The sequence below is a fragment of the Saccharopolyspora karakumensis genome, assembly GCF_004349225.1.
Classification (GTDB): domain Bacteria; phylum Actinomycetota; class Actinomycetes; order Mycobacteriales; family Pseudonocardiaceae; genus Saccharopolyspora; species Saccharopolyspora endophytica.
In genome coordinates, this window is the sequence record NZ_SMLA01000004.1 from 36632 (window position 1) to 62648 (window position 26017).

Here is a 26017-nt window from a genome sequence, read left to right on the forward strand (position 1 = left end):
TGGGAACTAGCTGATCGACAGGGCAATACCGTCCAGGATGTCGTGCTCGCTAGCAGTCATCGAGGAGATGCCGCTGCGCTCCGAAAACTCCTCCGCGAGCACCTTGACCACCAGCGCACCACCTCCGATCACATCCACGCGACCCGGATGCATCGATCCGATCTTCGAACGCTCTTCGTGCGACATGGAAAGAAGTCGTTCGGCGATTTGTTCGACACGGTTCTGGGAAATATGGGAAAGGTGGATCGCTTGGGGATCGTATTCGGGCAAATCCTGCGCGATCGCGGAGAGCGTGGTGACGGTTCCGGCGACTCCGACCCAGGTCCGGGCTCCGCTGACGTCGACCCGGGCGAACGCTTCGTCGAGGATCTGGCGCGCGACCTTCTCCGCCTCGCCGATTTCCTCGTCGGTCGGCGGGTCATCGCGCAGGCACCGCTCGGTCAGCCGCACGCAGCCGATGTCGGCGGAGTGCGCGGCGGTGATGTCGGCGTTCGCGCCGTCCCAGGTGCCCACCACGACCTCGGTGGAACCGCCACCGACGTCGGTCACCACGAAAGGCCCGTCCAGCGGGTCGAGGTCGCCGACGGCACCGACGAACGACAGCCGCGCCTCCTCGTCCCCGGTGATCACCTCGGCGTCGACGCCCAGCGTCTCGCGGACCATCGAGAAGAAGTCCTCGCGGTTCTCCGCGTCGCGGGTCGCCGAGGTCGCCACCATGCGGACCCGTTCGACGCCCTTGCGCGCGGCCATCGCGGCGTAGTCGACCAGCGCCGCGCGGGTGCGCTCGATCGCCTCCGGCGCGAGCCGGCCGGTGGCGTCCACGCCCTGGCCGAGCCGGACGATGCGCATCGTGCGGTAGATGTCGCGCAGATCCTTGCGCCCGTCCTCGTGCACCGTGACGTCCGCGACCAGCAGGCGAATCGAGTTCGTCCCGCAGTCGATCGCCGCAACCCGTGCCATCGCACCCTCCTCGCCCAGCTGCGCACCGGCGTTTCCGGCCGCTCCCCCACGCTATCGGGCCCGAGGCCGGGGCGAGGAGAGCGCCGGGCCGCGCCCGTTCCCACGATGGGAGCGCGCGCGGCCCGGTGCCGGGGTCCGGCGATTACTGCGGTTCGGGGGTGTAGTCCTCGGGGACGGTGCAGGGCCGCGCCACGCCGGTGGCGTCGGTGAAGACCTCGAAGTCGGGCTGCGCCAGCATCGGGAGCGATTCGCCGGGCAGCACGTCGTCTCCGGCGAGCGGTTCGATGAGGGCGAACTCGCCGCGGTCGAGCAGGGTCGGGTCGCAGGTTTCGCCGCGCTCGGAGGCCTCGGAGGTCGAGGGAGACAGGAACGGCTCCGCAGAACTCGTCGACGGCTCCGGTTCCGAGCTCTGCGGAGTGGGAACCGAGCTCGACGGCGAGGATTCCGAGCTCTGCGGGGCGGGCTGCTGGCTCGACGGCAGAGGCTCCGTCGACGGAACGGGCTCGGGCGACGGCGCGGGCGTCTGCGACGGCGCGGGCGTCTGCGACTCGGGCGCGGTCGAGGGCTGCTGCGGCACGACCGGTTCGACCGGAGCGACCAGCGGCTCCGGCTCGGGCTGCGGAGCGGTTTCCGGCACGACCGGCTGGAACGCCTGCGGCCGCGGATCCGGGATCGGCGGCACGGGCTCGATCTCCGGGATCGTCAGCGGCTCGGGCGCCGGCAACGCCAGCGCGCTCGGGCTCTCGGTCGTCCGCTCCGCGGCCAGGAGGTCGCTGGTCTCCGGAGCCAGCTCGGCCGGGGTCGGCGTGACGCCGCGCCGGTAGGCGTCGGCCCAGACCAGGACCGTGCGGACGTAGCTCTCGGAGTGGTTGTAGCGGAACACGGCCGCCGCCAGGGCGCGCGGATCGTTGAGGTCCTCGCCGCCGTTGCAGAGGTAGGCGCCCGCCGCGGCTGCGGCATCAGGCACGTTGTGCGGGCTCGCGACGCCGTCCTGGTTGCCGTCGGAGGCGAACTTGCGCCACGTCGCCGGGATGAACTGCATCGGCCCGACCGCCCGATCCCACACCCGATCGCCGTCGAAGCGCCCGGCGTCGGTGTCCGGGATCGCCGCGATCTCCGGCCCGCCGGACAGCTGCGGGCCGAGGATCGCGCGCACCGTCGTGCCGTTGACGTCGATGTCGCCGTTGCGGGCGTGCCCGGACTCGATGCGCCCGATCGACGCCAGCACCGACCAGTGCAGCCCGCAGGCTCGGATCTGCTCCACCTCGCGCGCGGCCTGCATGTAGGCGGCCAGCACGGGTTCGGGAATGCCGAGCTCACCGGCGGGCATCTCCACCCGGGGCGCGGCCTGCGGCACAGCGGCGAGCTGCGCCGGGTCGGCCGCCTCGTTCAGCAGCCGAGGGCTGAGCACCGGAGCCTGCGGCAGGTTCCCGCTCACGCCGAGCTCGCGCAGTGCGGACACCTGCGGTCCCGGGGCTGGTCCGGTGGGCAGGGCCGAGGCGCTCAGCAAACCCGCCGGGAGCGCCAGGACCGGTGCCATCGCGGTGACCGCCAGCCACCTCCGGGCCCGACGTCGCGCCAGCACACCCGTCGGATCCTTCCGCCGGGCCATGCGCTTCCTGCGGTCCCCCACTCGTCAAACCCCCACGCCTGAATCGAGCACTCCGCCAAACAGCCGAATCCCTGGATACACCACCTCACGGGCACTCGCCGAGCGACTTCACCCGACCGAGCCGCCGGAGAAGCTTGCCCAGCTGGAATCGAGCTGCATCGGATCGAGGCATTCATCTCGCGGGGATTTGTGCCTACGCTCCGGGCATGACGCTCATCGACGAGCCGCGCGTGCACAGCACCCACCAGGTCGTGAACCAGGCTTCACCGCTGTCCGGATTCGATCCGCTGGCCTGCGACCCCGCGCTGGGTTCGGCGCTGACCCGCTACGCCGTCGGCGACCTGACCCCGCTCGCGCTGGAGGCCGGCTCGGCCGATGCCCGCGAGCACGGCAGGCTCGCCGACGAGAACCCGCCGCAGCTGCGCACCCACGACCGCTACGGCAACCGCGTCGACGAGGTCGAGTACCACCCGTCGTGGCACTGGCTGATGGAGCGGGCGATCGCGCACGGGCTGCACGCCGCCCCCTGGGGTCAGGGAGCGGGCGCGCACCTGCGCCGAGCCGCCGGGTTCTACCTGTGGTCGCAGGCCGAGGCCGGGCACGGCTGCCCGATCTCGATGACCTACTCCGCGGTTCCCGCGCTGCGCTGGTCACCGGAGCTGGCCGCCGAGTTCGAGCCGAAGCTCACCGCCCGCCGCTACGAGTTCGGACTGCGCCCGCCGCGCGAGAAGTCGGCGCTCCTGGCGGGCATGTCGATGACCGAGAAGCAGGGCGGCTCCGACGTCCGCGCCAACACCACCACCGCCGAACCGCTGGCCGACGGCACGTACCGGCTGGTCGGGCACAAGTGGTTCACCTCGGCGCCGATGAACGACCTGTTCCTGACGCTCGCGCAGACGGCAGGCGGGCTGAGCTGCTTCCTGGTCCCGCGTGTGCTGCCCGACGGCACCCGCAACGAGATCCGCCTGCAGCGGCTGAAGGACAAGCTGGGCAACAAGTCCAACGCCTCCTCCGAGATCGAGTACACCGGCGCGATCGGGCACCTCATCGGCGAGGAGGGGCGCGGGGTCCGCTGCATCATCGAGATGGTGTCGATGACCAGGCTCGACTGCGTGCTCGGCGCGTCGGCGAACATTCGGATCGCGCTGTCGGAAGCCGCCCACCACGTGCAGGAGCGCAGCGCGTTCGGCGCCCGGCTGGCCGACCAGCCGCTGATGCAGCAGGTGGTCGCGGACCTGGCGCTGGAGTCCGAGGCGGCGACGACGCTGGCGATGCGGCTGGCCGCAGCCGTCGAGCAGCAGGAGCACGACCTGCTCCGGCTGGCGCTGCCCGCGACGAAGTTCTACGTCTGCAAGCGCGCCCCGTACGCGGTGGCCGAGGCGCTGGAGTGCCTGGGCGGCAACGGCTACGTCGAGGAGTCGGGGATGCCCCGGCTCTACCGCGAGGCGCCGCTGATGTCGATCTGGGAGGGCTCGGGCAACGTCACCGCGCTGGACCTGCTGCGGGCGCTGGCCAAGCAGCCGACGAGCCGGGACGCGATCCTCGCCGAGCTCGACAACGCCGCCGGCGAGAACGCCGCCTACGACGACGCGCTGCGCCGCGTCCGCGCGGAACTCGCCGATCCCCGCCCGGAGCGGGCGCGGACCCTGGCGGAGTCGCTGGCGCTGACGCTGCAGGCGTCGCTGCTCCAGCGCTACGCCCCGGCGTCGGTGTCGGACGCGTTCATCGCGACGCGCCTGGCGAACCCGGGCCGAACCTTCGGCTCGACCCCGATCCCGGGCGCCAAGTCGCTCTTCGACCGCATCGCACCTGGCCAGTGAGGCCCTTGGGCGGTTCGGACCACAAGGTCCGCTGCGGCACCCGCGCTCCGCGATGCGGACGGGGCGTCAGCGGTTGAGCAGGTAGCGGTGCTCGGGCCAGCGCTCGGCGATGAGGTCGACGGCCTCGTCGCCGAACGGGTTCACCCCGGGCCCCTTCGCCAAGGAGTGCGCGATGTGGACGTGCAGGCACTTCACGCGATCCGGCATGCCGCCGGCGCTGACGTCGGTGCCCAGCGACTCCAGCGCGTTGCGCTCGGCCAGGTAGGACTCGTGGGCCGCGCGGTAGCGGGCCGCCAGGTCCTCGTCGGTCTCCAGCCGCTCGGCCATCTCCTTCATCAGGCCCTCCGCCTCGAACGTCGAGGCGTGGGCCGTGAGGTCGGGGGCCGTCAAGTAGTACAGCGTCGGGAACGGCGTGCCGTCCTCCAGCCGGGGCCAGGTCCGCACGACCGTCGGCTCACCGGAGGCATCACGTGCCGCGATCGCGTGCAGCCCCCGGGGCGGCCGTCCGAGCTGACGCCGGACGCACTCCCGGTCCGCCTCGCTGACCAGCGACGTATCCACGACCGTCACGATTCCTTCCCCAACACCGAGTTCCACATCTCCTCGTACCACGGCACCCCGTCGTCACCGGGCGCCCGCGGAGGCGGCGGGGCCGGAGCCTGCGGGACCTCCACGATGTAGGGCGTCTCCCCCGGCCGGACGTAGCCGAGCCGCGCCCGCGCCTCCGCCTCGACCTGCGCGGGATCGGAGAGCTCCTGCTTGCGCTGCTCCAGCTCGCGGACCTGGATCTCCAGCTCGACGCGCTGCGACTCCTGCGCGGCGAGCTCGTCGCGCTGGCTGAGGTAGGTGCGCAGCGGCACCGCGACGCTCAGCGCCATCACGCACACCAGCAGCGCCAGCACCGCCGCGCGACGCGTCGAGGAGAGCTTGAACGCTCCCCCGGTGCTGGACTTGGCCCTGCTCGCCGGGCGCCGCTTCGGGGTACCCCGAACCGAGCTGGTCCCCGTCGTCTTGCGTTGAGCCGAGTCCCGGCGGGCGCGCACCTGCCGGCGCGACGGCGGAACGTTCCGCTCGCCGCGCCCCTGCGAATTCGATGCGCGCCCGGCCGGCATGGCTCAGCTCTCCGCGTTGAACCGCGGGAACGCCAGCTCACCCGCGTAGCGGGCGGCGTCGCCGAGGCCCTCTTCGATGCGCAGCAGCTGGTTGTACTTGGCAACCCGCTCGCTCCGCGCCGGAGCACCGGTCTTGATCTGGCCGCAGCCGGTGGCCACCGCCAGGTCGGCGATCGTGGTGTCCTCGGTCTCGCCGGAGCGGTGGCTCATCATGCTCTTGTAGCCGCACGAGGTGGCCAGGCTGACCGCGTCCAGGGTCTCCGAGAGCGTGCCGATCTGGTTGACCTTGACCAGCAGCGCGTTGGCGGCACCCTTGTTGATGCCGTCCTCCAGGCGCTCCGGGTTGGTGACGAACAGGTCGTCGCCGACCAGCTGCACCTTGTCGCCGACCTGCTTGGTCAGCTTGACCCAGCCGTCCCAGTCGTCCTCGCCCAGCGGGTCCTCGATGGACACCAGCGGGTAGGCCGAGACGAGCTCCTGGTAGTACTCCGCCATCTGGTCGGCGGTGCGCTTGGTGCCCTCGAAGTTGTAGGTGCCCTCGTTGAAGAACTCGGTGGCAGCCACGTCGAGGGCCAGCACGATGTCGCGGCCCAGCTTGTAGCCGGCCTTCTCGATCGCCGAGGCGATCAGGTCCAGCGCCTCGCGGTTGTTGGGCAGGTCGGGGGCGAAACCGCCCTCGTCGCCCAGACCGGTCGGAAGGCCCTTGGCCTTCAGGACCGACTTCAGCGCGTGGTAGGTCTCGGCACCCCAGCGCAGCGCGTCGGCGAAGGTGTCCGCACCGATCGGCGCGATCATGAACTCCTGGATGTCCACACCGGTGTCGGCGTGAGCACCACCGTTGAGGATGTTCATCATCGGCACCGGCAGCACGTGCGCGTTCGGTCCGCCGATGTAGCGGAACAGCTCCAGCTCGGACGCCTCCGCGGCGGCCTTGGCCACCGCCAGCGAGACGCCGAGGATCGCGTTGGCGCCCAGCCGGGACTTGTCCGGGGTGCCGTCGAGGTCCACCAGCTTCTGGTCGACCACGCGCTGCTCGGTGGCGTCCAGACCGGTCAGTTCGGGTCCGATCTCGTCCAGCACGGCCGAGACGGCGTTCTCCACGCCCTTGCCGCCGTAGCGGCCGGCGTCGCCGTCGCGCAACTCGACGGCCTCGTGTTCGCCGGTCGAGGCGCCCGAGGGGACCGCCGCGCGACTGAGCGTGCCGTCCTCCAATGCCACTTCGACCTCGACGGTGGGGTTACCGCGCGAATCGAGGATCTCGCGGGCGCCGACCTGTTCGATGATCGCCACGTGTGCTCCTAACCAGCTTGGACTCATAGGACGGGAGCAACCGACACGACGTTCCCGCACGCCGCGAACCGGCTGTCCGCCCCGACAACCGACTACGAGCCTAACCGGGCGGGCGCAGCGCTCGCCGCAGACTCGCGATGCCGTGATCTGCGCCGCTCGGTCTCCACACCCGGTGTTCGTCGGCCGTTCGCCTTCGGGGAGGTCACGGCACCGCGAAGTCGCCTCGACGTGGGGCGCTCGATACCTCTGCGTCACCACAAGACCATCCGGTCGGAGGTCTCGGAACAGCCGATCGCGGATTAACGTTGTCCGCGCCATGACGAACGAAGGCACCGTCGAAGCGTTCCGGCGAGCGGAGGAGCTGCTCGCGCAGCGCCGCCCGCTGGAGGCCCTCCGAGTCCTCGAACCCGTTGTCGACGTCGCCCCCGACAAGCCGAGCGTGCAGCTGCTCCTGGGGCGGGCGTACTACTTCTCGGCGCAGCTGCGCCGCGCCGAACGCGCGTTCCTGCGCGTGCTGGAGATCGATCCGTCCGACCACTACGCGCGACTGGTCCTGGGCCGGACGCTGCAACGGCAGGGTCGTCTCAACGAGGCCAGGGCACAGCTCCGCCTGGCCGCCACCATGTACCCGGACCCGGCCTACCAAGAGGCCCTCGGCGAGATCAACGCCCACATAGCCGTCCGCTCCTCCTGACCCCCAGATCGTTCGGACCCGCGCGAAGCAAGCACCCTCCCGCACCACCTCGACCGGATTTCAGTGGAAACCAGGACCCCGATTTCCACTGAGATCCGGTGCCCAGTTCCGCTGAAATCCGGGTGCGCGAGATCCGCTGGGGTCCTGTGGTCGGGTGTCGGTGACGTGGGGCCCGGGTCAGCGGCGGGGGTTTCCTGCTGCTGCGTAGTTCTCCGCCAGGCCGAAGACCTTCTGGGCGTACTCGACGGAGTTGTTGTAGGACATGACGCCCTGCCACCAGCCCGAGCCGGTGGACATGTCGCGGCCGTTCGCGCAGAGGTAGCGCGCGGCGGAGACGGCCGCGTCGTCGAGGTTCTGCGGGTCGCCGCGGCCGTCGCCGCTGCCGTCGGTGGCCCACTTGCGCCACGTCGTGGGGATGAACTGCATGGGACCGACGGCCCGGTCGTGCTCGACGTCGCCGTCCAGCGCTCCCCCGTCGCTGTCCGGGATCAGCCGCACGTTGGGGCCGCCGTCGAGCTTGATGCCGATGATCGGCACCGACGGGCGGCCGTCCTCGCGCAGCTGCCGGTGGCCGAACCGGCCGTGGTTGGACTCGATGCGGCCGATGCCGGCCAGCGTGGTCCAGGAGATCCGGCAGCTCGGCTGGTGCTGGCGCATCGCCAGGTCCGCGTTGACGTAGGAGACGACCGCGCGAGCCGGGAGGTCGACGACCGCCGAGACCTGGTTCGCCCACTCGCGCACGGGGTCGACGCCGGGCTGGGGCTGCGGCGGGGTCTCCACCTGCGGGGCCTGGACCGGTGGCGCGATCGATCCGGGCGCGACCGGCGCGGGCTTGGGGTCCTCAGGGCGCGGCGGCGCGGCCACCGGCGCCTTCGGCGGGGCGCCGAGGACGTTGACCAGGGCGACGCCGACGACCATCGCGGCCAGCAGCGAGACGGCCAGCGCGAGGCGTCCGAGGGCCGCGAGCACCGTTGGCGAGGTCCTGATCACTCGCACAGGCTACTTGCAGGTAGCCCCCGGCTCCAGCACTTCCGGACACCGACCACCCTCCGGGATCATCCCTCGGCCGGCAGTGACCGGCTGGTCTTCCCGTAGTGGTCGGCGTAGTCGATGACGTCCTGGCCGTAGCTGCGGGACTGGTTGTAGTCCAGCAGCGCTGCCCAGAACCGGTCGCCGTCGCGCAGGTCGTGGCCGACCGCGCACAGGTACCGCCCCGCGGTCAGCGCGGCGTCGTCGAGGTCCTGCGGGTCGGCGACACCGTCACCGTCGGCGTCGACCTCGTACTTGCGCCAGGTCGACGGGATGAACTGCAGCGGCCCGACCGCCCTGTCCCACACCGGGTCCCCGTCGAGGCCCCCGCCGTCGGTGTCCCGGATCGCCTTGACGCCGGCGCTGCCGTCCAGTGGTAAGCCGATGATGCGGGGTTCGGGCCTGCCGGTCTCGTCGAGCCGGGCACCGCCGTGCCTGCCGTGGCTGGACTCCACCGAGCCGATGCCCGCCAGCACCGTCCAGCTCAACCCGCAGCCGGGGACGGAGGCGTTCATCGCCTGCTGCGCGTAGCCGTAGGCCTGCAGCGCGGCGCGGGGGATGTTGAGCTCGTCGGACATCCGCTCGGACCAGTCGATCAGCTGCGCCTGCGGCCGGTCCGGCGACGACGCCCCCGGCGCCAGCAGCTCGACCCTCGGCGGGGCGACGCCGGGATCGGGCGGCGCCGACGCCGACGGCGGTTCTGACGTGGGTGCGGGTGGCGGGGAGCAGGCGGCGAGGGCGAGCAGCAGCGGCAGCGCCAGCGCTCGGCGGTCACGCATCGGAACCACCGAGGAGCTCGTGCCACTCGTCGGCGGTCGGCGCGGTGCCGCCCGACTCGCGGGCGCGGCGTTCGGCCGCGCGGATGCGCTCCGCGAACTCCAGGGCGACCCCGCGCAGCGCGTCCTCCGGGTCGATCCCGCCGAGCTTGGCCTCGGCCGCCAGCGCGAACAGCGCCGAACCGGTGTCCTCGCCGGAAGGCATCGCGGACAGCGGGATTCCGGCCCGGCCCGCCCGCTGGGTGAGCTTGGCGGCCAGCGCGACGGCGGGCTGACCGAGCGCGACACCGTCCACGATGGACTCCCGCTGCTTCTCCTGCTGCTTGAGCTCCTCCCAGCGCGCGTGCTGCGACTCGGTGTCGAGCACGGTGCTGTCGTCGGCGAAGACGTGCGGATGCCTGCTGACGAGCTTGCTGACCAGACCCGCCGCGACGGCGTCGACGTCGAACGGGTCCTCGGAGTCCTCGGCGGCGACCCGGGCGTGGAAGAGGACCTGCAGCAGCACGTCCCCGAGCTCCTCGCGCAGCGCGGAGCGGTCCTTCTCCGCGATCGCGTCGAGCAGCTCGTAGGTCTCCTCGACGAGGTACTGGCGCAGCGAGTCGTGGTCCTGCTCGGCGTCCCACGGGCAGCCGCCCGGCGAGCGCAGCCGGTCCATCACGGTCACGGCGTCCAGCAGCTCCACCCCGGCGGGCGCGGGCGAGGCGACGACGGAGGCGCCCGCCGCGCGCAGCGATTCGGCGGCGGCGTCGATCTCACCGGTGATCAGCACGGTCGGCGCGGTCGCGGCCCGCTCGACGAGGTCCTGCGGTGCTTCGGGAACGTCGAGCGCGGCCTTGGCCGCCGCCGACAGACCGGCTCCCGCGAAGACCTCGGCGGCCTTGCGGACCAGCGGCAACGCGGCCGCGGGCAACGCCTCGCCGAGCCTGTCGTCCACCAGGACGATCGCAGTACCTTCGGCCACCCGCAGCTCGCTCATACGACGATTGTCCCAACCGGGGACGACCGGGGTTCAGCGACGTGCGCCACATCAGCCGAAAACCGGCTCAGGCGCCCTCGTGGTGGTGCGGCTCGATGCGGAAGCCCGTGGTCTCGCCCTCGTTCGGCACGGGCTGGAGGCCGATCGGGTCCCACACGCCGTAGCGGGGGCTGAGGGTGACGCCGACGCGGTCGGCGGTGGCGCCCAGCAGGGAGGTGCCGACGCCCTGCAACGTCTGGTCGTCCACGCCACCGGTCGGGTTGGCCGTCGGTGCGGCCTTGCGGTCGCGGATGAGCGCGACCAGCCACTGGCCGGAGTTGGGTTCCGGTTCGAAGGCCAGGACCGTGCCCGGCTCGGCGCTGAACAGCGGAGTGGAGGCGGCGAGCTTCGGGCTGTCGAGCGCGCGCAGCTGCTGACCGGCCGAGGCCGGCAGGCCTGCCTTGGCGTCGGCGGCGATCAGGTCGCGGACGGCGGCGTCGCCCTGCGCCATCTGGTGGGCCTTGCGCTCGGCCTCGGCGCGGGTGGTGGCCTGCGTGAAGTCGAAGGTGACCGCCAAGCCGTCGAAGTAGCGGCGGCCCAGCTCGGTCACCAGCGCTTCGGTGCGGGCCATCTCGTGCAGGTTCTCGGGCGTGAAGATCTTGCCCTCGGTGGCCTGCGGACCGCCCCACTGGTTGATCATGCCGGTGATCTGCTGCTCAGACGCGGTCAGCCCGTTCTCCCGAGCGGCCTGCGCGACGAGCTCCTGGCGCACCAGCTGACCGGCCAGCGTCCGCCCGAGCTCGTCGTACTGGCCCTGCTCACGCAGCTGCGGCTTGAGCTCCGGCTCCTTCGCCAGCACCTCGGAGAACCAGGACTGCACCTCGGTGACCGGAATCCGCTGGTCACCGACGATCGCGGCGGCACCGACCTGGCTGGGCCCGGAACCGCACCCCGACAACAGCACACCGGCAACGGCGAGAGAAGCGAACAAGCGGCCACGGCGCAGCGAGATCGTCACGCGGGCACCCTCTCACGAAGTAACCCTCAGATGAAGCCACAACACTGTCCGAAGTCGAACTCTCGCCAACCACCGTCAGAACCTGAGAAGAGCGCTCAACCACCGTCAGGCAAGCACCGAAGGTGCCTTCTCAGTACCCCACCCGAGCAACCGGCACCGCCGCGGGTTCTGACACGTCTTCTGGGGAGGACAGCCGCAGCGCCGCGTATCCGTTCATACTCAAGTCGCGGATCCCGGCGCCAGAGGGCGTGTCAGTTCCGCCACCCGCACCGCTGAGCACGACGACCACTGGAAAAACCCCTCAAGCCGGAACCGGTGAGCTGGTGAGGGTTTCGAGGAAGTCTGCGCACCATTCGAGCAGTGCCTCATCCCGCAGCTGCGGTGCTCCCATGCGCCCTCCTGCCGCGCCTTCGGTGGGGCGCGGCAGCGAGACGGTGCGCAGGGCCGGCTTGTAGACGGCCTTCGGGAACAGGCGCTTGAGCCGGACCTGCTTGGAGTCGGGCAGTTCCAGCGGTGCGAAGCGCAGCGACGTGCCCTGCAACGTCACCTCGCGGACGCCGTGCTCGCGGCACACCTGCCGGAAGCGGGCGACCTTGAGCAGCCGTTCCACCGGTTCCGGCAGCGGCCCGTAGCGGTCGGTGAGCTCGGCGCGCACGGCCTCCAGGTCGTCCGGATTCGCCGCTGCGGCCAGCTTCCGGTACGCCTCCAGCCGAAGCCGCTCGCCGGGCACGTAGTCGTGCGGGATGTGCGCGTCGATCGGCAGGTCCACGCGCACGTCGGTGAGCTCCTCCTCGCCCTCGGCGGGCCCGGCACCGGCGTGCCTGCGGAAGGCGTCGACGGCCTCCCCCACCAGCCGCACGTAGAGGTCGAAACCGACACCGGCGATGTGCCCGGACTGCTCGGCGCCGAGGATGTTGCCCGCGCCGCGGATCTCCAGGTCCTTCATCGCCACGGCCATGCCGGCGCCCAGCTCGGAGTTCTGCGCGATCGTCGCCAGCCGGTCGTGCGCGGTGTCGGTCAGCGGCTTCTCCGGCGGGTACAGGAAGTACGCGTAGCCGCGTTCCCGCGCCCGGCCGACGCGTCCGCGCAGCTGGTGCAGCTGGGCGAGGCCGAGCATGTCGGAGCGGTCCACGATCAGCGTGTTGGAGTTGGAGATGTCCAGGCCCGTCTCGATGATCGTGGTGCACACCAGCACGTCGTGCTCGCGCTCCCAGAAGCCCTGGATGATCTTCTCCAGCCGCTCCTCGTTCATCTGCCCGTGCGCGGTGACGATCCGCGCCTCCGGGACGAGCTCGCGCAGCTGGCGGGCCGCCTTCTCGATGTCGCTGACCCGGTTGTGCACGAAGAACACCTGCCCGTCGCGCAGCAGCTCGCGGCGGATCGCCGCGCCCACCTGCTTCGTGTCGTAGGAGCCGACGTAGGTCAGCACCGGGTGCCGCTCCTCCGGCGGGGTCAGGATGGTCGACATCTCGCGGATGCCGGCCATGCTCATCTCCAGCGTTCTCGGGATCGGCGTCGCCGACATGGTCAGCACGTCGACGTGCGTGCGCAGCGCCTTGATGTGCTCCTTGTGCTCGACGCCGAAGCGCTGCTCCTCGTCGACGATCACCAGGCCCAGGTCCTTGTAGCGGACTCCGGTCTGCAGCAGGCGGTGCGTGCCGATGACGATGTCGACCTCGCCGTCGGCCAGGCCCTTGATCGTCTGCTCGGACTCCATCGGGTCGGTGAACCGGGACAGGCCCTTGATGGTCACCGGGAACGAGCGCATCCGGTCGGCGAAGGTGTTGAGGTGCTGCTGCGCGAGCAGAGTCGTGGGCACCAGCACGGCGACCTGCTTGCCGTCCTGCACCGCCTTGAACGCCGCGCGCACCGCGATCTCGGTCTTGCCGTAGCCGACGTCGCCGCAGATCACGCGGTCCATCGGCACCGAGCGCTGCATGTCGGCCTTGACCTCGTCGATCGCGGCGAGCTGGTCGCCGGTCTCGGTGTAGGGGAAGGCGTCCTCCAGCTCCCGCTGCCACGGGGTGTCGCCGCCGAAGGCGTGGCCGGGCGAGGACTGGCGGGCGGCGTAGAGCTGCACGAGCTCGGCGGCGATCTCCTTGACCGCCTTGCGCGCCTTGGCCTTGGTGTTCTTCCAGTCCGAGCCGCCGAGCTTGTTCAGCGTCGGCGTCTCGCCGCCGACGTAGCGGGTGATCTCGTCGAGCTGGTCGGTGGGCACGAAGAGCCGGTCGCCGGGCTGGCCGCGCTTGCTGGAGGCGTACTCCAGCACCAGGTACTCGCGGGTGGCGCCTCCGACGGTGCGCTGCACCATCTCGACGTACTTGCCGATGCCGTGCTGGTCGTGCACCACGAAGTCGCCGGTCTTGAGCGCCAGCGGATCGACGGCGTTGCGGCGGCGCGAGGGCATCCGGCGCATGTCCTTGGTGGACGTGCCGTGCCTGCCCCCGGTCAGGTCGGCCTCGGTGAGCACCACCAGCGCGATCTCCGGCGCGGCGAAGCCGTCTTCGAGCCCGCCGCGCACGACCGTGACCACACCGGCCGCGGGTTCGTCGGCCAGCCCGTCCTCGGCGAGCGAGGCGGGGAGCTCGGCTTCGCGCAGCTGCTGCACGGCGCGCTGCGCGGTGCCCGCACCGGCCACGACCAGCACCGCCGCGCCGCCCGAGGTGACGTGGGCGCGCAGGTCGGCGTTGGCGCGCTCGATCTCGCCGCGGTAGGCGTCGGGCTGCTTGAGGGTGAGCCGGACGACCTCGTCGTCCTCGCCTTCCTCGCTGGTCAGCTGGGTCAGCGGCCACCAGGGCAGGCCGATGGCGCGGGTGTGCTCGGCGACCTCGGCGAGACCCCGGTAGGCGGAGGCGCCCAGGTCGATGGGGGCCTTGCCGCCGTCGGCGGCGACCATCCAGGACGCCTCGAGGAACTCCTGGCCGGTGCGCACCAGGTCGGCGGCGCGGGCGTGGATCTTCTCCGGATCGGCCGGGACGACGTGCGTGCCCGCCGGGACGAGGTCGCTGAGCAGCTGCATCTCGCCTTCGCACAGCGCCGGGATGAGGGCTTCCATGCCCTCGACCGGAGCGCCGCCGGCGATCTTGCCCAGCATCTCGGCGAGGTGCGAGTCGGCCTGGTGCTGCTCGGCGAGCTTGCCCGCGCGCTCGGCGACCTGCTCGGTGATCAGCAGTTCGCGGCAGGCGGGCGCGGTCAGGTCGGTGTCGGTGGCCTCGGGCAGGGAGCGCTGGTCGGCGACCGAGAACGGGCGGATCTCGGTGACCTCGTCGCCCCAGAACTCCACCCGCAGCGGGTGCTCCTCGGTGGGCGGGAAGACGTCGACGATGCCGCCGCGCACGGCGAACTCGCCGCGCTTCTCGACCATGTCGACGCGGTCGTAGGCCAGTCCCGCCAGGTGTTCGACGGTCTCCTGGAAGTCGACCTCGTCGCCGACCGACAGCCGCACCGGGCGCAGTTCGCCGAGACCGGGCGCGATCGGCTGGATGAGGCTGCGGACCGTGGTGACCAGCACCCGCACCTGCCCGCACGGGTGCTCCTCGGGGTGGGCCAGCCTGCGCAGCACCGAGAGCCTGCGGCCGACGGTGTCGGCGCGCGGCGAGAGGCGCTCGTGCGGCAGCGTCTCCCAGGACGGGAAGACCTCCACGCCCTCGGGACCGAGCAGGTCGGCGGTCGCGGCGGCGGCTTCCTCCGCCTCGCGGCCGGTGGCGGTGACCAGCAGGACCGGGCGGTCCGCCCCCGCGGCGAGCGCGGCGGCGGTCAGCGGACGCGCTGCGGCCGGGCCCTCCACGACCAGGCGCGGGCTGTCCGCAGCGGCCACCAGGCGCCGCAGGGCGGGATCGCGCAGCACGTTGTCGAGCAGTCCGCGCAGGGGACCGGCCTGGCTCATGGAGCAACCTCGCAGCGGAGAAAAGCGAATGCGGACACACCTCTGCCCGGGAAAGATGGGCCAGAGGCGGCGGCCACTCTGGGAGTGGGTACCCCAGACTACGACGCAGGTATGACGGAAACACGACGACCCGTTGGCGGAGACGTGATCGGTGACACACTGATCTTCATGTCAGGCATCAGAACCGCAGCGATGGTCCTGTCCCTGGTCGCCGCCGGTTGCGCGACGGCACCCCCGAACCCCGCCGGCGCCGCCGCACCGCAGCTGAAGGTCGAGACGGTCGCCTCCGGGCTCGAACACGCGTGGGACGTCGGTTTCCTGCCCGACGGCAGCTCCCTGATCAGCCAGCGCCCCGGGAAGTTCGCGCTGGTCAGCGGCGGCCAGACCCGCGAAGTGCAGGCCGATCTGACCTCGGTCCGCGCCGAGGGCGAGGGCGGGCTGATGGGTCTGCTCGTGCACCCCGACTTCGCGAACAACCGCACCTTCATCACGTGCCAGACGCACCAGGAAGGCGGGAACCCGGTCGACATCCGGCTGGTCAAGTGGCACCTGGCCGAGGACGGCTCGCGCGCGGACCGCGTCGGCGACCTGCTCACCGGCCTGCCGATCAACTCCTCCGGCCGGCACTCGGGCTGCCGCCCGGAACTCGGCGCGGACGGGTCGCTGCTGGTCAGCACGGGTGACACCGCTCAGGCGCCGCTCGCGCAGGACCGCACCTCGCTCGGCGGGAAGGTCCTGCGGATGAACCTCGACACGGGTGCGGCGATGCCGGACAACCCCTTCGCCGACTCCCCCGATCCGCACGAGCGGCTGGTCCACACCTACGGCCACCGCAATCCGCAGGGCGTCGCGCTGCACCCCGACGGCCGGGTGTTCGTCGCCGAGCACGGCCCCGACGTCGACGACGAGGTCAACGTCCTGCGGCCGGGCGGCAACTACGGCTGGGACCCGTCGCGAGGCGGAACCACCGACGAGTACGACGAGTCGGTGCCGATGACCGATCTGCAGCGCTTCCCCGACGCGGTCGGCGCGGCGTGGTCCTCCGGCTCGTCGACCGAAGCGGTCTGCGCGGCGGAGTTCCTCACCGGTCCGCAGTGGGGCGAGCTGGACGGGGCCCTGGTGGTGCCGGCGCTGAAGGGGAGCAAGCTCCTGGTCTTCCGGCCCCACCCCGACGGCACCCTGTCCCCGCCGGAGATCCCCGCGGAGCTCGACGACACCCACGGCCGGCTGCGCGCCGCCCGCCAAGCCCCGGACGGCAGCCTCTACGTCACCACCTCGAACGGCACCAACGACGAACTGCTGCGGATCACGCTGTAGAGGGCGGCGAAGTCCTGTTCCAGGTGTGGGACTCAGCCCGCACCGCCCAGCAAGGCAACCAGCTGCTAGGCGTAGGTCACCTGATCGTTGGTTTGGGTTTGTGCTCCAGGTGGGAGAGCCCGTTCCAGGCGAGGTTGACCAGGTGCGCGGCGACCTCTTCCTTCTTCGGCTTGCGCGCCTCCAGCCACCACTGCCCGGTGAGCGCGACCATGCCGACGAGGGCCTGGCTGTAGAGCGGCGCGAGCTTGGCGTCGTAGCCGCGGGCGGTGAACTGCAGCCCGAGGATGTGCTCCACCTGACTGGCTATGTCGTTGAGCAGGCTGGAGAACGTCCCGCTGCTGCTGGCCACCGGGGAGTCGCGGACCAGGACCCGGAACCCGTCGGTGTTCTCGTCGATGTAGTCGACCAGCGCGTGCGCGGCCTGCTCCAGCAGCACCCTGGGGTGCCCGGCGTCGAGCGCGGAGACGATCAGGTCCAGCAGGTTGCGCATCTCGCGGTCGACGACGACCGCGTACACGCCCTCCTTGCCGCCGAAGTGCTCGTAGACCACCGGCTTGGACACGCCGGCGCGATGGGCGATCTCCTCGATGGAGGTGCCGTCGAAGCCCTTCTCCGCGAACAGCGCGCGAGCCACGTCCAGCAGTTGTTGGCGTCGTTCCTTGCCCGTCATCCGGGCGCGCGTCCGGGCCGGAGCCCGCGTCGGCGCCGCCGGTTCGGGCGCGTTCCGCCCGCGTCTCCGTCCTGCCACTCGACCCACCCTAGGTGAGGGACCCGCGTTCGAGGTGCAGGCCCGAGACAACGAGGTGCCCGCGCGGTTCTCACCGCACGGGCACCTCCGGTCGTGAGCGGTCAGCCCTTGTGGTCGGTGACCGCGATGCGCGCGAGGCGCTTCTCGTTGGGCCAGCGGACCTTCCAGGCCCAACCCAGCTTCTCGAAGATCCAGATCGTGCGCGCCGAGATGTCCAGCTGCCCGCGCAGCACGCCGTGCCGCGCGCAGGTCGGGTCGGCGTGGTGCGAGTTGTGCCAGGACTCGCCGAAGGACAGGATCGCCAGCGGCCAGAAGTTGGCGGCCTTGTCGCGGCTCTTGAAGGGCCGCTCACCGATCATGTGGCAGATCGAGTTGACCGACCACGTGATGTGGTGCAGGAACGACACGCGCACGAGCCCGGCCCAGAAGAACCCGGTGAGCGCCCCCCACAGCGACCAGGTGAACAGACCGCCGAGCAGCGCCGGCAGCACGAGGCTCAGCGCCGTCCACACCGGGAACAGCTTGTTGGCCCAGACGATGTCGCGGTCCTTGAGCAGGTCCGGGGCGAACCGGTCCTCGTTGGTCATCTCGCGGCTGAACATCCAGCCCATGTGGGAGTGCCAGAAACCCTTGGTCAACGCCACGGCGGAGGTGCCGTACAGCCACGGCGAGTGCGGGTCGCCCTCGCGGTCGGAGTAGGCGTGGTGACGCCTGTGGTCGGCGACCCAGGTGATCACCGGGCCCTGCACAGACATCATTCCCGCGATGGCCAGAGCGATCTTGACGCCGCGGTTGGCCTTGAAGGCGCCGTGCGTGAAGTACCGGTGGAAGCCGACGGTCACGCCCAGGCCGCTGATCAGCCAGAACGCCACCGCCAGGGCGATGTCGACCGGGCCGATGCCCCAGCCCCACAGGACCGGGACGGATGCGATCAGCGCGGTCATCGGGATCAGGAGGAAGGCGTACACCAAGGACGACCGCCCGGCCGTCTGCGGCCCGGTGGTCAGGGGCTTCGGCCCGGATTCAGCGCCGACGCCCGGAGCGGCGACGCGCTCGGTTGCTGCGGTCATGCTCAATACCTCGAATGGCGTTGGGGAGGTGGGTAAACGGTTGTCAGCACCGGGTGGTCGTGGTCCCGCAACACCTCCACCCTACGGGACCGTAACTTACGCTAGCGTAAGTTGTTTGATGCGAAATCGTCACCCCCCGAAGAAAAAAAGCGGCGTGTCGCCATTTTCCGGGCGTGTCTTCACTTATGTGTTCACCCGATCGTCCGCATCTCGCCGTGCAACCGGGGCCCGTCCCGTTCCGTCTCCCCGGTGTGCCTGCCCAGAACCAGCCGTGCGGGCTTCCGAGCCTCAGCCCCCGACTTCCCGCCGCACCTCGACCCCAACGACGGCAGCCGCTCGCTCCGCCCTGCCGCCCGGCACCGCGTCCCCGACCCCCGCGCAACCCCGGCCGGCACTCGGATTCGGCCGGCCACGTGACGATCTCGGCAGGGTGCCACCGGGCGTTGTCACCGACCGGTAAGCTCACGCTGCGGCGCCGGCGCGCAACGCCCGGTTCCGGGGGCCTGATGCGCCCAATCCGCCGTGGTGTAAAGGCAGCACCTCGGATTTTGGTTCCGATGGTCCAGGTTCGAATCCTGGCGGCGGAGCGAGCAGCCCTCCCGGGCCCGACGCGGTACGCGGCCACGCGCACCGCCCGGGATCCCCGGGAGACAAGGTGAACAGGGGGTGTGCGCCGCTGCGCGACGACACTGCCGCCGTGCGCGAAGATCCGGTCACCACGCTGGGCGAGGTATCCGACGCGTGGTTGGTCGGTCGCGCCCGCGAACTCAACGCAGTCGGCCAGCACAGCGCCCCGGCCGGCCAGTCCAGCACGATCCGCGAAGCCGACAACCTCCTCGCCGAAGCCCAGCGCCGGGGTGAACCGCGCATCGTCGCCCAGCTCCTCCGGCACTGCGCCGCCCTGCGCCTGACCACCGCCGAACTGGTGGACAGCGCCGACGTGCTGCTGGACGAGCTGCTCAGCCACACCAAGCGCCACGGCCTCGAAGTGCTGCAGGCCGACGCGCACGCGCTGCGCGGCCGGCGCGCGCTGCTCGTGGGCGCCGAGGACAACGCGCTGACCGAGGTCGCGCACGGCCTGGCGATGCTCGACGAGGAGCTGGCCCCCGACCGCACGCTCGGCCGCCGCTCCTGGGAACGCCTGCTGGCCACCTCGCTGATCGACATCGGCCTGGTGCTGACCCAGCTGGGCGTCTACGAGATGGCCGACGAGGTGATGGCCCGCGCCCACCAGCGCATCCGCGAGAGCGGCGGGCCGCACGAGATCGCCGTGCACATGATCAACCGCTGCCGCATGCAGCTGGGCTGGGGTCTGCGGCTGGAACGCGTCGGGCTGCAGGACGAGGCCGCCAGCCAGTTCTCCACCGCCTCCGCGCTCGCCGTCGCCGTCGAAGGCCCGTGGCGGGAGTCGCTGTTCCCGCGCGTGTCCAACCGCACCGCCGCCGAGCAGATGCCGGTGCTGGGTGCCGCGCACGCCCTGGCCTCCCCGTCGGCCGACCACATCACGCGGCTGGAGGAGATGCGTCACCTCGACCGCTCGATGCACCCGCGGGAGCAGATCATCATGGCGATCGCGCTCTCCCGCTGCCTGGTGCGCGGCGACCACCGCGACGACGCGGTGCGGGTGCTGTCGGAGACGCTGACCACGCTGAGCCACGACTCCTCCGAACCCACCCTGCGGATCTCGCTGGCCAGGGAGTTCGCGCTGCTCACCGAGCTGGCTCCGGACCGCCCCCGGGACGCCCTGCGCGACTACGCGCTGGAGCTGGAGACCGAGCTGTGGGCGATGCGCGAAGCCCGGGTGTCCACGTTGGCCACGCGCCTGGAGAACTCCCGGCTGAGCCACAAGCACGACGCGATCACCCGCCAGGCGCGCGAGGACCCGCTGACCGGGCTGTCCAACCGGCGCGCGCTCGACGACCGGCTGGAGACCCTGCTCGGCGCCCCGGAGGTGCAGCCGCTGGCGGTCGCGCTGGTCGACCTGGACGGCTTCAAGGGCGTCAACGACCGCTGCTCGCACGCCGAGGGCGACGACGTGCTGCGCACCGTCGCCCGCAACCTGCGCGACACGCTGCGCACCGACGACTTCGTGGCCCGGTACGGCGGTGACGAGTTCGTGGTCCTGCTGCCCGGCGCGACGCTCAGCGCCGCCGAGGCCGCGCTGCACCGCACGGTGGAGGCGGTCGACTGCCTGGCGCCGGAGCTGTCCCGGGGTGTGACGCTGTCGATCGGCGTGGTGGCGATGCGCCCGCAGGAGTCCGCCGCGCAGGTCCTCGCCCGCGCCGACGCCGCGATGTACCAGGCGAAGCGCAACGGTGGGAACCGCGTCACAGCACTCTCCGGAGTCAACGACCGCACCGAGCCTCACCCGGTCGAGCCGCCGTCCGAAATCGATCAAGCTGTCTGGATTCCGCCGGACGCGCGCTGAAGCGACGTGTCAACTGGTCGGGGAAAGATCACATTGGCCCAGCTAGGGGGCCCTTTCATCCGTCACCGTCCAGCCGAACGGCGGTACCATCGCAGCTGCTGCCGGAAGGGCAGGGGCGCCGAAGGTGAAGGACGACCCGTGCGGTTACCCTTCACCCGCTTGGACGCAACAGGCACGTCGGCCGGCGCCGGATCCCGACTCGGCAGGCCGCTTCTAGAGATCAAGGGAGAGCGCTGATGCTCCAGGGCGACAACGCCCAGCCCTCCTCTCAGCGCGCTGCTGCGCACCCGGAACCGGTCAGCACCGTCGTGCTGGCGGCCGGGGAGGGCACCAGGATGCGATCGGCGACACCGAAGGTGCTGCACCGGATCGCCGGCAGGCCCCTCGTCGAACACGCCGTCCGCGCCGCCGCGGGGATCGATCCCGATCAACTGGTCGTCGTGCTCGGGCACGGCCGCGACGCCGTCGCCGAGCACTTGAGCTCGGTGTCGGACTCGCTCGACCGCCCGATCACCACCGCCGTCCAAGAAGAGCAGCTGGGCACCGGCCACGCCGTGTCCTGCGGCCTGTCCGAGCTCCCCGACGGTCTCGCCGGAACGGTGCTGGTCAGCTACGGCGACGTGCCGCTGCTCGACGCCGGCACGCTGCGCGCGATGCTCGACGAGCACGCCGCCTCCGGCAACGCCGTCACGGTGCTGACCTCGGTCGTCGCCGACCCGACCGGCTACGGCCGGATCACCCGGGACACCTCCGGTCAGGTCACCGGCATCGTCGAGCAGAAGGACGCCACGCCGGCGCAGGCCGCGATCACCGAGATCAACTCCGGGGTCTACGCCTTCGACGCCGAGGTGCTCACCGGCGCGCTCAAGCGGCTGTCCACCGACAACGCCCAGGGCGAGCTCTACCTGACCGACGTGCTGTCCATCGCCCGCGGCGACGGCCGCAGCGTCGGCACCATGATCTGCTCGGACACGTGGCTGGTCGAAGGCGTCAACGACCGCGTGCAGCTGTCCCGGCTCGGTGTTGAGCTCAACCGCCGGCTGGTGACGCGCTGGATGCGCGAGGGCGTCACCGTCGTCGACCCGGCCACGGTGTGGCTGGACTGCGACGTGACCCTGGCCCGCGACGTGACGCTGGAGCCGGGCGTGCAGCTGCGCGCGGGCACCACCGTCGGCGAGGGCGCCACCGTCGGCCCCGACACCACGCTGACGAACTGCACGATCCACGCCGGCGCGTCGGTCGTGCGCAGCCACGGCGAGGGCGCGGAGATCGGCCCGAACGCCAACGTCGGCCCCTTCGCCTTCCTGCGGCCCGGCACCTCGCTGGGCGCCAAGGGCAAGATCGGCACCTTCGTCGAGACCAAGAACGCCGAGATCGGCGAGGGCACCAAGGTGCCGCACCTGAGCTACGTCGGCGACGCGACGATCGGCGAGAAGTCCAACATCGGCGCCGCCACCGTCTTCGTCAACTACGACGGTGTGAACAAGCATCACACCAAAATCGGATCACACTCCCGGACCGGCGCGGACAACATGTTCGTCGCACCGGTGGAGATCGGCGACGGCGCTTACACCGCCGCCGGCTCGGTGATCACCCAAGATGTCCCCCCGGGCGCGATGGCGGTCGCCCGCGGGAGGCAGCGAAACATCGATGGCTGGGTGGCCAAGCGCCGCCCGGGCACCGCCGCCGACCAGGCCGCACAGCGGGCTTTGGGCAATGAACCGACCGATGACGCAGAGACGTCGAACGGGGAGGGACGATGACCGTGAGTGCCATGTCTGCGACCCCGAAGAAGAGCCTCAAGCTCTTCTCCGGCCGCAGCCACCCGGAACTTGCCGAGGAGGTGGCCAAGCAGCTCGACGTGACGGTCACGCCCCAGGCCGCGTACCAGTTCGCCAACGGCGAGATCTTCGTGCGCTACGACGAGTCCGTTCGTGGCTGCGACGCCTTTGTGATCCAGTCGCACTGCACGCCGCTCAATGACGCGATCATGGAGCAGCTGATCATGGTGGACGCGCTCAAGCGCGCCAGCGCCAAGCGCATCACCGTGGTCATCCCGTTCTACGGCTACGCCCGTCAGGACAAGAAGCACAAGGGCCGCGAGCCGATCTCGGCGCGGCTGATGGCGGACCTGTTCAAGACCGCCGGTGCTGACCGGATCATGGTCGTGGACCTGCACACCGACCAGATCCAGGGGTTCTTCGACGGTCCCGTGGACCACCTGATGGCGCAGAAGCTGCTCGCGAACTACATCAGCGAGACCTACACCGACCAGAACATCACCGTGGTCTCCCCGGACTCCGGTCGTGTTCGCGTCGCCGAGAAGTGGGCCGACGACCTGGGTGGCACGCCGCTGGCGTTCATCCACAAGACGCGCGACCCCAGCAAGCCCAACCAGGTGGTCGCCAACCGCGTCGTCGGTGACGTCGAGGGCCGGCTGTGCGTGCTGGTCGACGACATGATCGACACCGGCGGCACGATCACCAAGGCCACCGAGCAGCTGCTCGCGGCCGGCGCCAGCGACGTCATCATCGCTTCCACCCACGCCGTGCTGTCCGGCCCCGCCGTGGAGCGGCTGTCGAACTGCGGCGCCAAGGAAGTCGTGCTGACCAACACGCTGCCGATCCCGGACGAGCGCCGGTTCCCGAACCTGACGGTTCTGTCGATCGCCCCGCTCGTCGCGGAAGCGATCCACCAGGTCTTCGAGGACGGCTCGGTCACCAGCCTCTTCGACGGTCGCGCCTGATCTCCTGAGATCGACGCGAAAGGCCCCGGTCCGACCTGGACCGGGGCCTTTCGCGTGTGGCGCAAGCGGCGGAGCCGCGAGGCGTGAAGACCACCCTCGCAACGGGCACCGCCGCGGGTTCTGAGACGTCGTCTGGCGAGGACGCCGCGACGCCGTGTATTGGACAGTGGCGCCCGGAGTCCAGACGGCGTCTCAGGTTCCGCCACCCGCACCGCCACGCAGAACGACCGAGGACAAGAGCACCTCAGAGGGTGGTGACGACCTCGTCGTAGTCGAGGCGGGGCAGGCGCTCCATCCAGGGGTTCTCACCGGGCTTGCCGATGTTGGCGACGACCAGGGCCTGCTGGTCGCCCTCCGGGAAGAACTCGGCGTTGATGCCCGCCGCGTCCAGCCCGGTCATCGGGCCGACGGCGAGCCCCGCGGCCCGGACGCCGAGGAAGAAGTAGCCGGCCTGCAGCGTGGCGTTCAGCTTCGCGTTCTGCTCCCGGAAACCCGGGTCGGCGAAGATGTCCTTGGCCTCGGGCTTGTGCGGGAAGACCTTCGGCAGGTTCTCGTGGAACTCGGTGTCGGCCGCCAGGATCGCGACCAGCGGAGCCTGCTCGGTCTTGGCGCGGTTGCCCTCCATCAGGTGCGGCAGCAGGCGCTGCTTGGCTTCGGCGGAGCGCAGCAGCACGATCCGCAGCGGCTGCTGGTTCATCGAGGTCGGGGCCCACTTCACCAGGTCGTAGATGGCCTGGACCTGCTCGTCGGTCACCAGCTCGTCGCTGAAGGAGTTGGCGGTGCGGGCCTCGCGGAACAGCAGGTCCTGGGCCTGGGCGTCGAGGGCGAGCTCGGACTGGGACACGGTCATGGGGTCACTCCTGGGGCGATCGGGCGGTCTCACCGGCCGGTAGGCGGGCTTCCCGGCCACACGTCACCAACATTCTTGAACTGTCAACGATTCCCGGTGAAGGGCCCTGTAAGCGGAGTCACCGCGCGACCCGTTCGGGCGTCGTGTCCACCCGTGCGAAAACGGCTATGCAAGCACCGTTTAGACTATTCGGGTTGCCTCGGCGAGGTCGGGACGTACGCCCGGCGTGATCGGCGCGGTGGCACGGTGACGGTCGGTCGAATTCTCCTCCGGCGCACTGATGTCGCGCACTCTCCTGGTGCCGTTTCCACCGGCACCGGTCGATCACCCCAGTAGCGCGCCCCACCGCCGCAGGCCAGCGAACAACTCACGTTCCGCCCGACGTCTTCAAGGAGTGCACCACCGTGTCCGAGGTAACCATCGCAGTCGAGCAGCGCAACGAGTTCGGCAAGGGAGCGGCTCGCCGCACCCGTCGCGCCGGCCAGATCCCCGCGGTCCTCTACGGCCACGGCTCCGACCCGAAGCACCTGTCGCTGCCCAGCGTCGAGTTCGCCCGCGCCATCCGTGAGAACGGCCACAACGCGGTGCTCACGCTCGAGGTCGCGGGTTCCGGCAAGGAGCTCGCGCTGACCAAGACCATCACCGCCCACCCGATCAAGGGCTACATCGAGCACGTCGACCTGCTGCTGGTCAAGCGCGGCGAGAAGGTCACCGTCAACGTCCCGATCGTGGTCTCCGGTGACGCCGCCTCCGGCGCCCTGGTCAGCCAGGAGCTCACCGAGGTCGAGGTCGAGGCCGAGGCCCTGCACATCCCGGAGCAGATCGAGCTGTCGATCGAGGGCGCCGAGATCGGCACCCAGCTGCACGCCTCCGACCTGAAGCTGCCCAAGGGCACGACCCTGGTGTCCGACCCGGAGACCATGGTCGTCAACGTCTCCGAGGCCTCGGCCTCCATGGAGGAGGAGTCCGCCTCCGAGGGCGAAGAGGCCGCCGAGGAAGCGGCTTCCGAAGAAGCCTGAGCCTGACGACGTCGGGCGCTCCCGCGCCGTCCCCCAGCCGGGGGGCGGCGCGGGTTCTGCCTCGACACGAGGGAGACTTACTTCCGTGACCACTGCGGACGCGGTTTCTGTGATCGTCGGACTGGGCAATCCCGGTCCGCGCTACGAGGGCAACCGGCACAACATCGGCTTCCTCGTCGCGGACGAGCTGGCCGCTCGTGTCGGCGGCAAGTTCAAGTCGCACAAATCCGGCGCCGACGCCGTCGAAGGACGACTCGGCGGCGCCCGGTCCGTGCTGGTCAAACCGCGTTCGTTCATGAACCTCTCCGGCGGCCCGGTCGCCGGTGCGGTGAAGTTCTTCAAGACAGCGCCCGAGTCGCTGATCGTCATCCACGACGAGCTGGACCTGCCCTACGGCACGATCCGGATCAAGCAGGGCGGCGGCGAGAACGGCCACAACGGGCTGCGGTCCATCTCCAAGTCCCTGGGCACCCGCGACTACCTGCGGGTCCGCTTCGGCGTCGGGCGTCCGCCCGGCCGGATGGACCCCGCCGACTACGTGCTCAAGGACTTCTCCGGCACCGAGCGCAAAGAGCTCGCCTACTTCATCGACCTCTGCGCCGACGCGGTGGAAGCACTGGTCACCAAGGGCCTGGAAGCGGCCCAGAACGAGTTCCACTGACGTGACGGCGCCGGGTCACCACCGCA

Annotated in this window: 21 protein-coding genes and 1 tRNA gene; 9 read left to right on the forward strand and 13 right to left on the reverse strand. The window is 70.9% G+C overall.

Going from position 1 to position 26017, the window contains the following annotated elements; genetic code table 11:
• Positions 1-6 precede the first annotated feature (6 nt).
• Together E1202_RS03880 and E1202_RS03885 are read right to left on the reverse strand one after the other, a co-directional pair.
• A complete protein-coding gene (locus E1202_RS03880) occupies positions 7-960 on the reverse strand; it encodes a Ppx/GppA phosphatase family protein (RefSeq protein WP_132681100.1) in 954 nt (317 codons plus the stop codon).
• A gap of 142 nt (positions 961-1102) precedes the next feature.
• A complete protein-coding gene (locus tag E1202_RS03885) occupies positions 1103-2572 on the reverse strand; it encodes a lytic transglycosylase domain-containing protein (protein ID WP_235877661.1) in 1470 nt (489 codons plus the stop codon).
• Positions 2573-2802: 230 nt separating this feature from the next.
• Between E1202_RS03885 and E1202_RS03890 the strand changes: the two genes are divergently transcribed.
• A complete protein-coding gene (locus E1202_RS03890; RefSeq protein WP_207918461.1) occupies positions 2803-4392 on the forward strand; it encodes an acyl-CoA dehydrogenase family protein in 1590 nt (529 codons plus the stop codon).
• Positions 4393-4458: 66 nt separating this feature from the next.
• Here E1202_RS03890 and E1202_RS03895 read toward each other — a convergent pair whose 3' ends face one another.
• Genes E1202_RS03895 through eno form a run of 3 tightly spaced genes read right to left on the reverse strand, consistent with a single transcriptional unit; the run spans position 4459 to position 6794 of the window.
• Positions 4459-4953, reverse strand: a complete 495-nt coding sequence (locus E1202_RS03895; protein WP_132681333.1) for a DUF501 domain-containing protein — start codon at positions 4951-4953, stop codon at positions 4459-4461.
• Positions 4954-4958: 5 nt separating this feature from the next.
• A complete protein-coding gene (locus E1202_RS03900; protein WP_132674089.1) occupies positions 4959-5504 on the reverse strand; it encodes an FtsB family cell division protein in 546 nt (181 codons plus the stop codon).
• Between the two features lie 3 nt (positions 5505-5507).
• Complete coding sequence (gene eno, locus E1202_RS03905) at positions 5508-6794, reverse strand: phosphopyruvate hydratase (RefSeq protein WP_132681103.1); 1287 nt, start codon at positions 6792-6794, stop codon at positions 5508-5510.
• Positions 6795-7110: 316 nt separating this feature from the next.
• Between eno and E1202_RS03910 the strand changes: the two genes are divergently transcribed.
• Positions 7111-7488: a tetratricopeptide repeat protein gene (locus E1202_RS03910; RefSeq protein WP_132681105.1), complete on the forward strand. Its 378-nt coding sequence runs from the start codon at positions 7111-7113 to the stop codon at positions 7486-7488.
• 177 nt (positions 7489-7665) lie between these two features.
• Here E1202_RS03910 and E1202_RS03915 read toward each other — a convergent pair whose 3' ends face one another.
• From E1202_RS03915 to mfd, 5 genes are all read right to left on the reverse strand, one after another.
• On the reverse strand, positions 7666-8478 hold the full coding sequence (locus E1202_RS03915) for a lytic transglycosylase domain-containing protein (protein WP_235877663.1): 813 nt from the start codon (positions 8476-8478) through the stop codon (positions 7666-7668).
• Between the two features lie 65 nt (positions 8479-8543).
• Positions 8544-9296: a lytic transglycosylase domain-containing protein gene (locus E1202_RS03920; protein ID WP_132681107.1), complete on the reverse strand. Its 753-nt coding sequence runs from the start codon at positions 9294-9296 to the stop codon at positions 8544-8546.
• Positions 9289-10269 (reverse strand): MazG family protein, encoded by a 981-nt coding sequence (locus tag E1202_RS03925; protein WP_132681108.1) that lies wholly within the window; start codon positions 10267-10269, stop codon positions 9289-9291. The genes E1202_RS03920 and E1202_RS03925 overlap by 8 nt, the downstream gene beginning before the upstream one ends.
• A 67-nt stretch (positions 10270-10336) precedes the next feature.
• A complete protein-coding gene (locus E1202_RS03930; protein ID WP_235877665.1) occupies positions 10337-11266 on the reverse strand; it encodes a SurA N-terminal domain-containing protein in 930 nt (309 codons plus the stop codon).
• Between the two features lie 301 nt (positions 11267-11567).
• The gene (gene mfd / locus E1202_RS03935) at positions 11568-15152 is read right to left on the reverse strand and encodes a transcription-repair coupling factor (protein WP_132681110.1); all 3585 of its coding nucleotides are present in this window, start codon (positions 15150-15152) and stop codon (positions 11568-11570) included.
• Positions 15153-15320: 168 nt separating this feature from the next.
• Between mfd and E1202_RS03940 the strand changes: the two genes are divergently transcribed.
• A complete protein-coding gene (locus E1202_RS03940; RefSeq protein ID WP_132681112.1) occupies positions 15321-16469 on the forward strand; it encodes a PQQ-dependent sugar dehydrogenase in 1149 nt (382 codons plus the stop codon).
• A gap of 76 nt (positions 16470-16545) precedes the next feature.
• Here E1202_RS03940 and E1202_RS03945 read toward each other — a convergent pair whose 3' ends face one another.
• A complete protein-coding gene (locus E1202_RS03945) occupies positions 16546-17139 on the reverse strand; it encodes a TetR/AcrR family transcriptional regulator (RefSeq protein ID WP_132681336.1) in 594 nt (197 codons plus the stop codon).
• Positions 17140-17318: 179 nt separating this feature from the next.
• Positions 17319-18287, reverse strand: a complete 969-nt coding sequence (locus E1202_RS03950; protein ID WP_132681114.1) for an acyl-CoA desaturase — start codon at positions 18285-18287, stop codon at positions 17319-17321.
• 516 nt (positions 18288-18803) lie between these two features.
• On the opposite strand from E1202_RS03950, the gene E1202_RS03955 reads away from it, so the two are divergent.
• The 4 genes from E1202_RS03955 to E1202_RS03970 all read left to right on the forward strand — a co-directional run bounded on the left by E1202_RS03955 (position 18804) and on the right by E1202_RS03970 (position 23461).
• Positions 18804-18874 (forward strand) — tRNA-Gln (locus E1202_RS03955).
• A 110-nt stretch (positions 18875-18984) separates the two neighbouring features.
• A complete protein-coding gene (locus E1202_RS03960; protein ID WP_132681116.1) occupies positions 18985-20715 on the forward strand; it encodes a GGDEF domain-containing protein in 1731 nt (576 codons plus the stop codon).
• Between the two features lie 236 nt (positions 20716-20951).
• Positions 20952-22478, forward strand: coding sequence for a bifunctional UDP-N-acetylglucosamine diphosphorylase/glucosamine-1-phosphate N-acetyltransferase GlmU (gene glmU, locus E1202_RS03965; RefSeq protein WP_132681117.1), 1527 nt, complete (start codon positions 20952-20954; stop codon positions 22476-22478).
• Between the two features lie 11 nt (positions 22479-22489).
• A complete protein-coding gene (locus E1202_RS03970; protein ID WP_235874753.1) occupies positions 22490-23461 on the forward strand; it encodes a ribose-phosphate diphosphokinase in 972 nt (323 codons plus the stop codon).
• A gap of 244 nt (positions 23462-23705) precedes the next feature.
• On the opposite strand, the gene E1202_RS03975 is transcribed toward E1202_RS03970, so the two are convergent.
• Complete coding sequence (locus tag E1202_RS03975) at positions 23706-24311, reverse strand: malonic semialdehyde reductase (protein ID WP_132681119.1); 606 nt, start codon at positions 24309-24311, stop codon at positions 23706-23708.
• 404 nt (positions 24312-24715) lie between these two features.
• Here E1202_RS03975 and E1202_RS03980 point away from each other — a divergent pair, with 404 nt between their 5' ends.
• On the forward strand, positions 24716-25330 hold the full coding sequence (locus E1202_RS03980) for a 50S ribosomal protein L25/general stress protein Ctc (RefSeq protein WP_132681121.1): 615 nt from the start codon (positions 24716-24718) through the stop codon (positions 25328-25330).
• Between the two features lie 85 nt (positions 25331-25415).
• Complete coding sequence (pth, locus tag E1202_RS03985; protein WP_132679364.1) at positions 25416-25991, forward strand: aminoacyl-tRNA hydrolase; 576 nt, start codon at positions 25416-25418, stop codon at positions 25989-25991.
• Positions 25992-26017 lie beyond the last annotated feature (26 nt).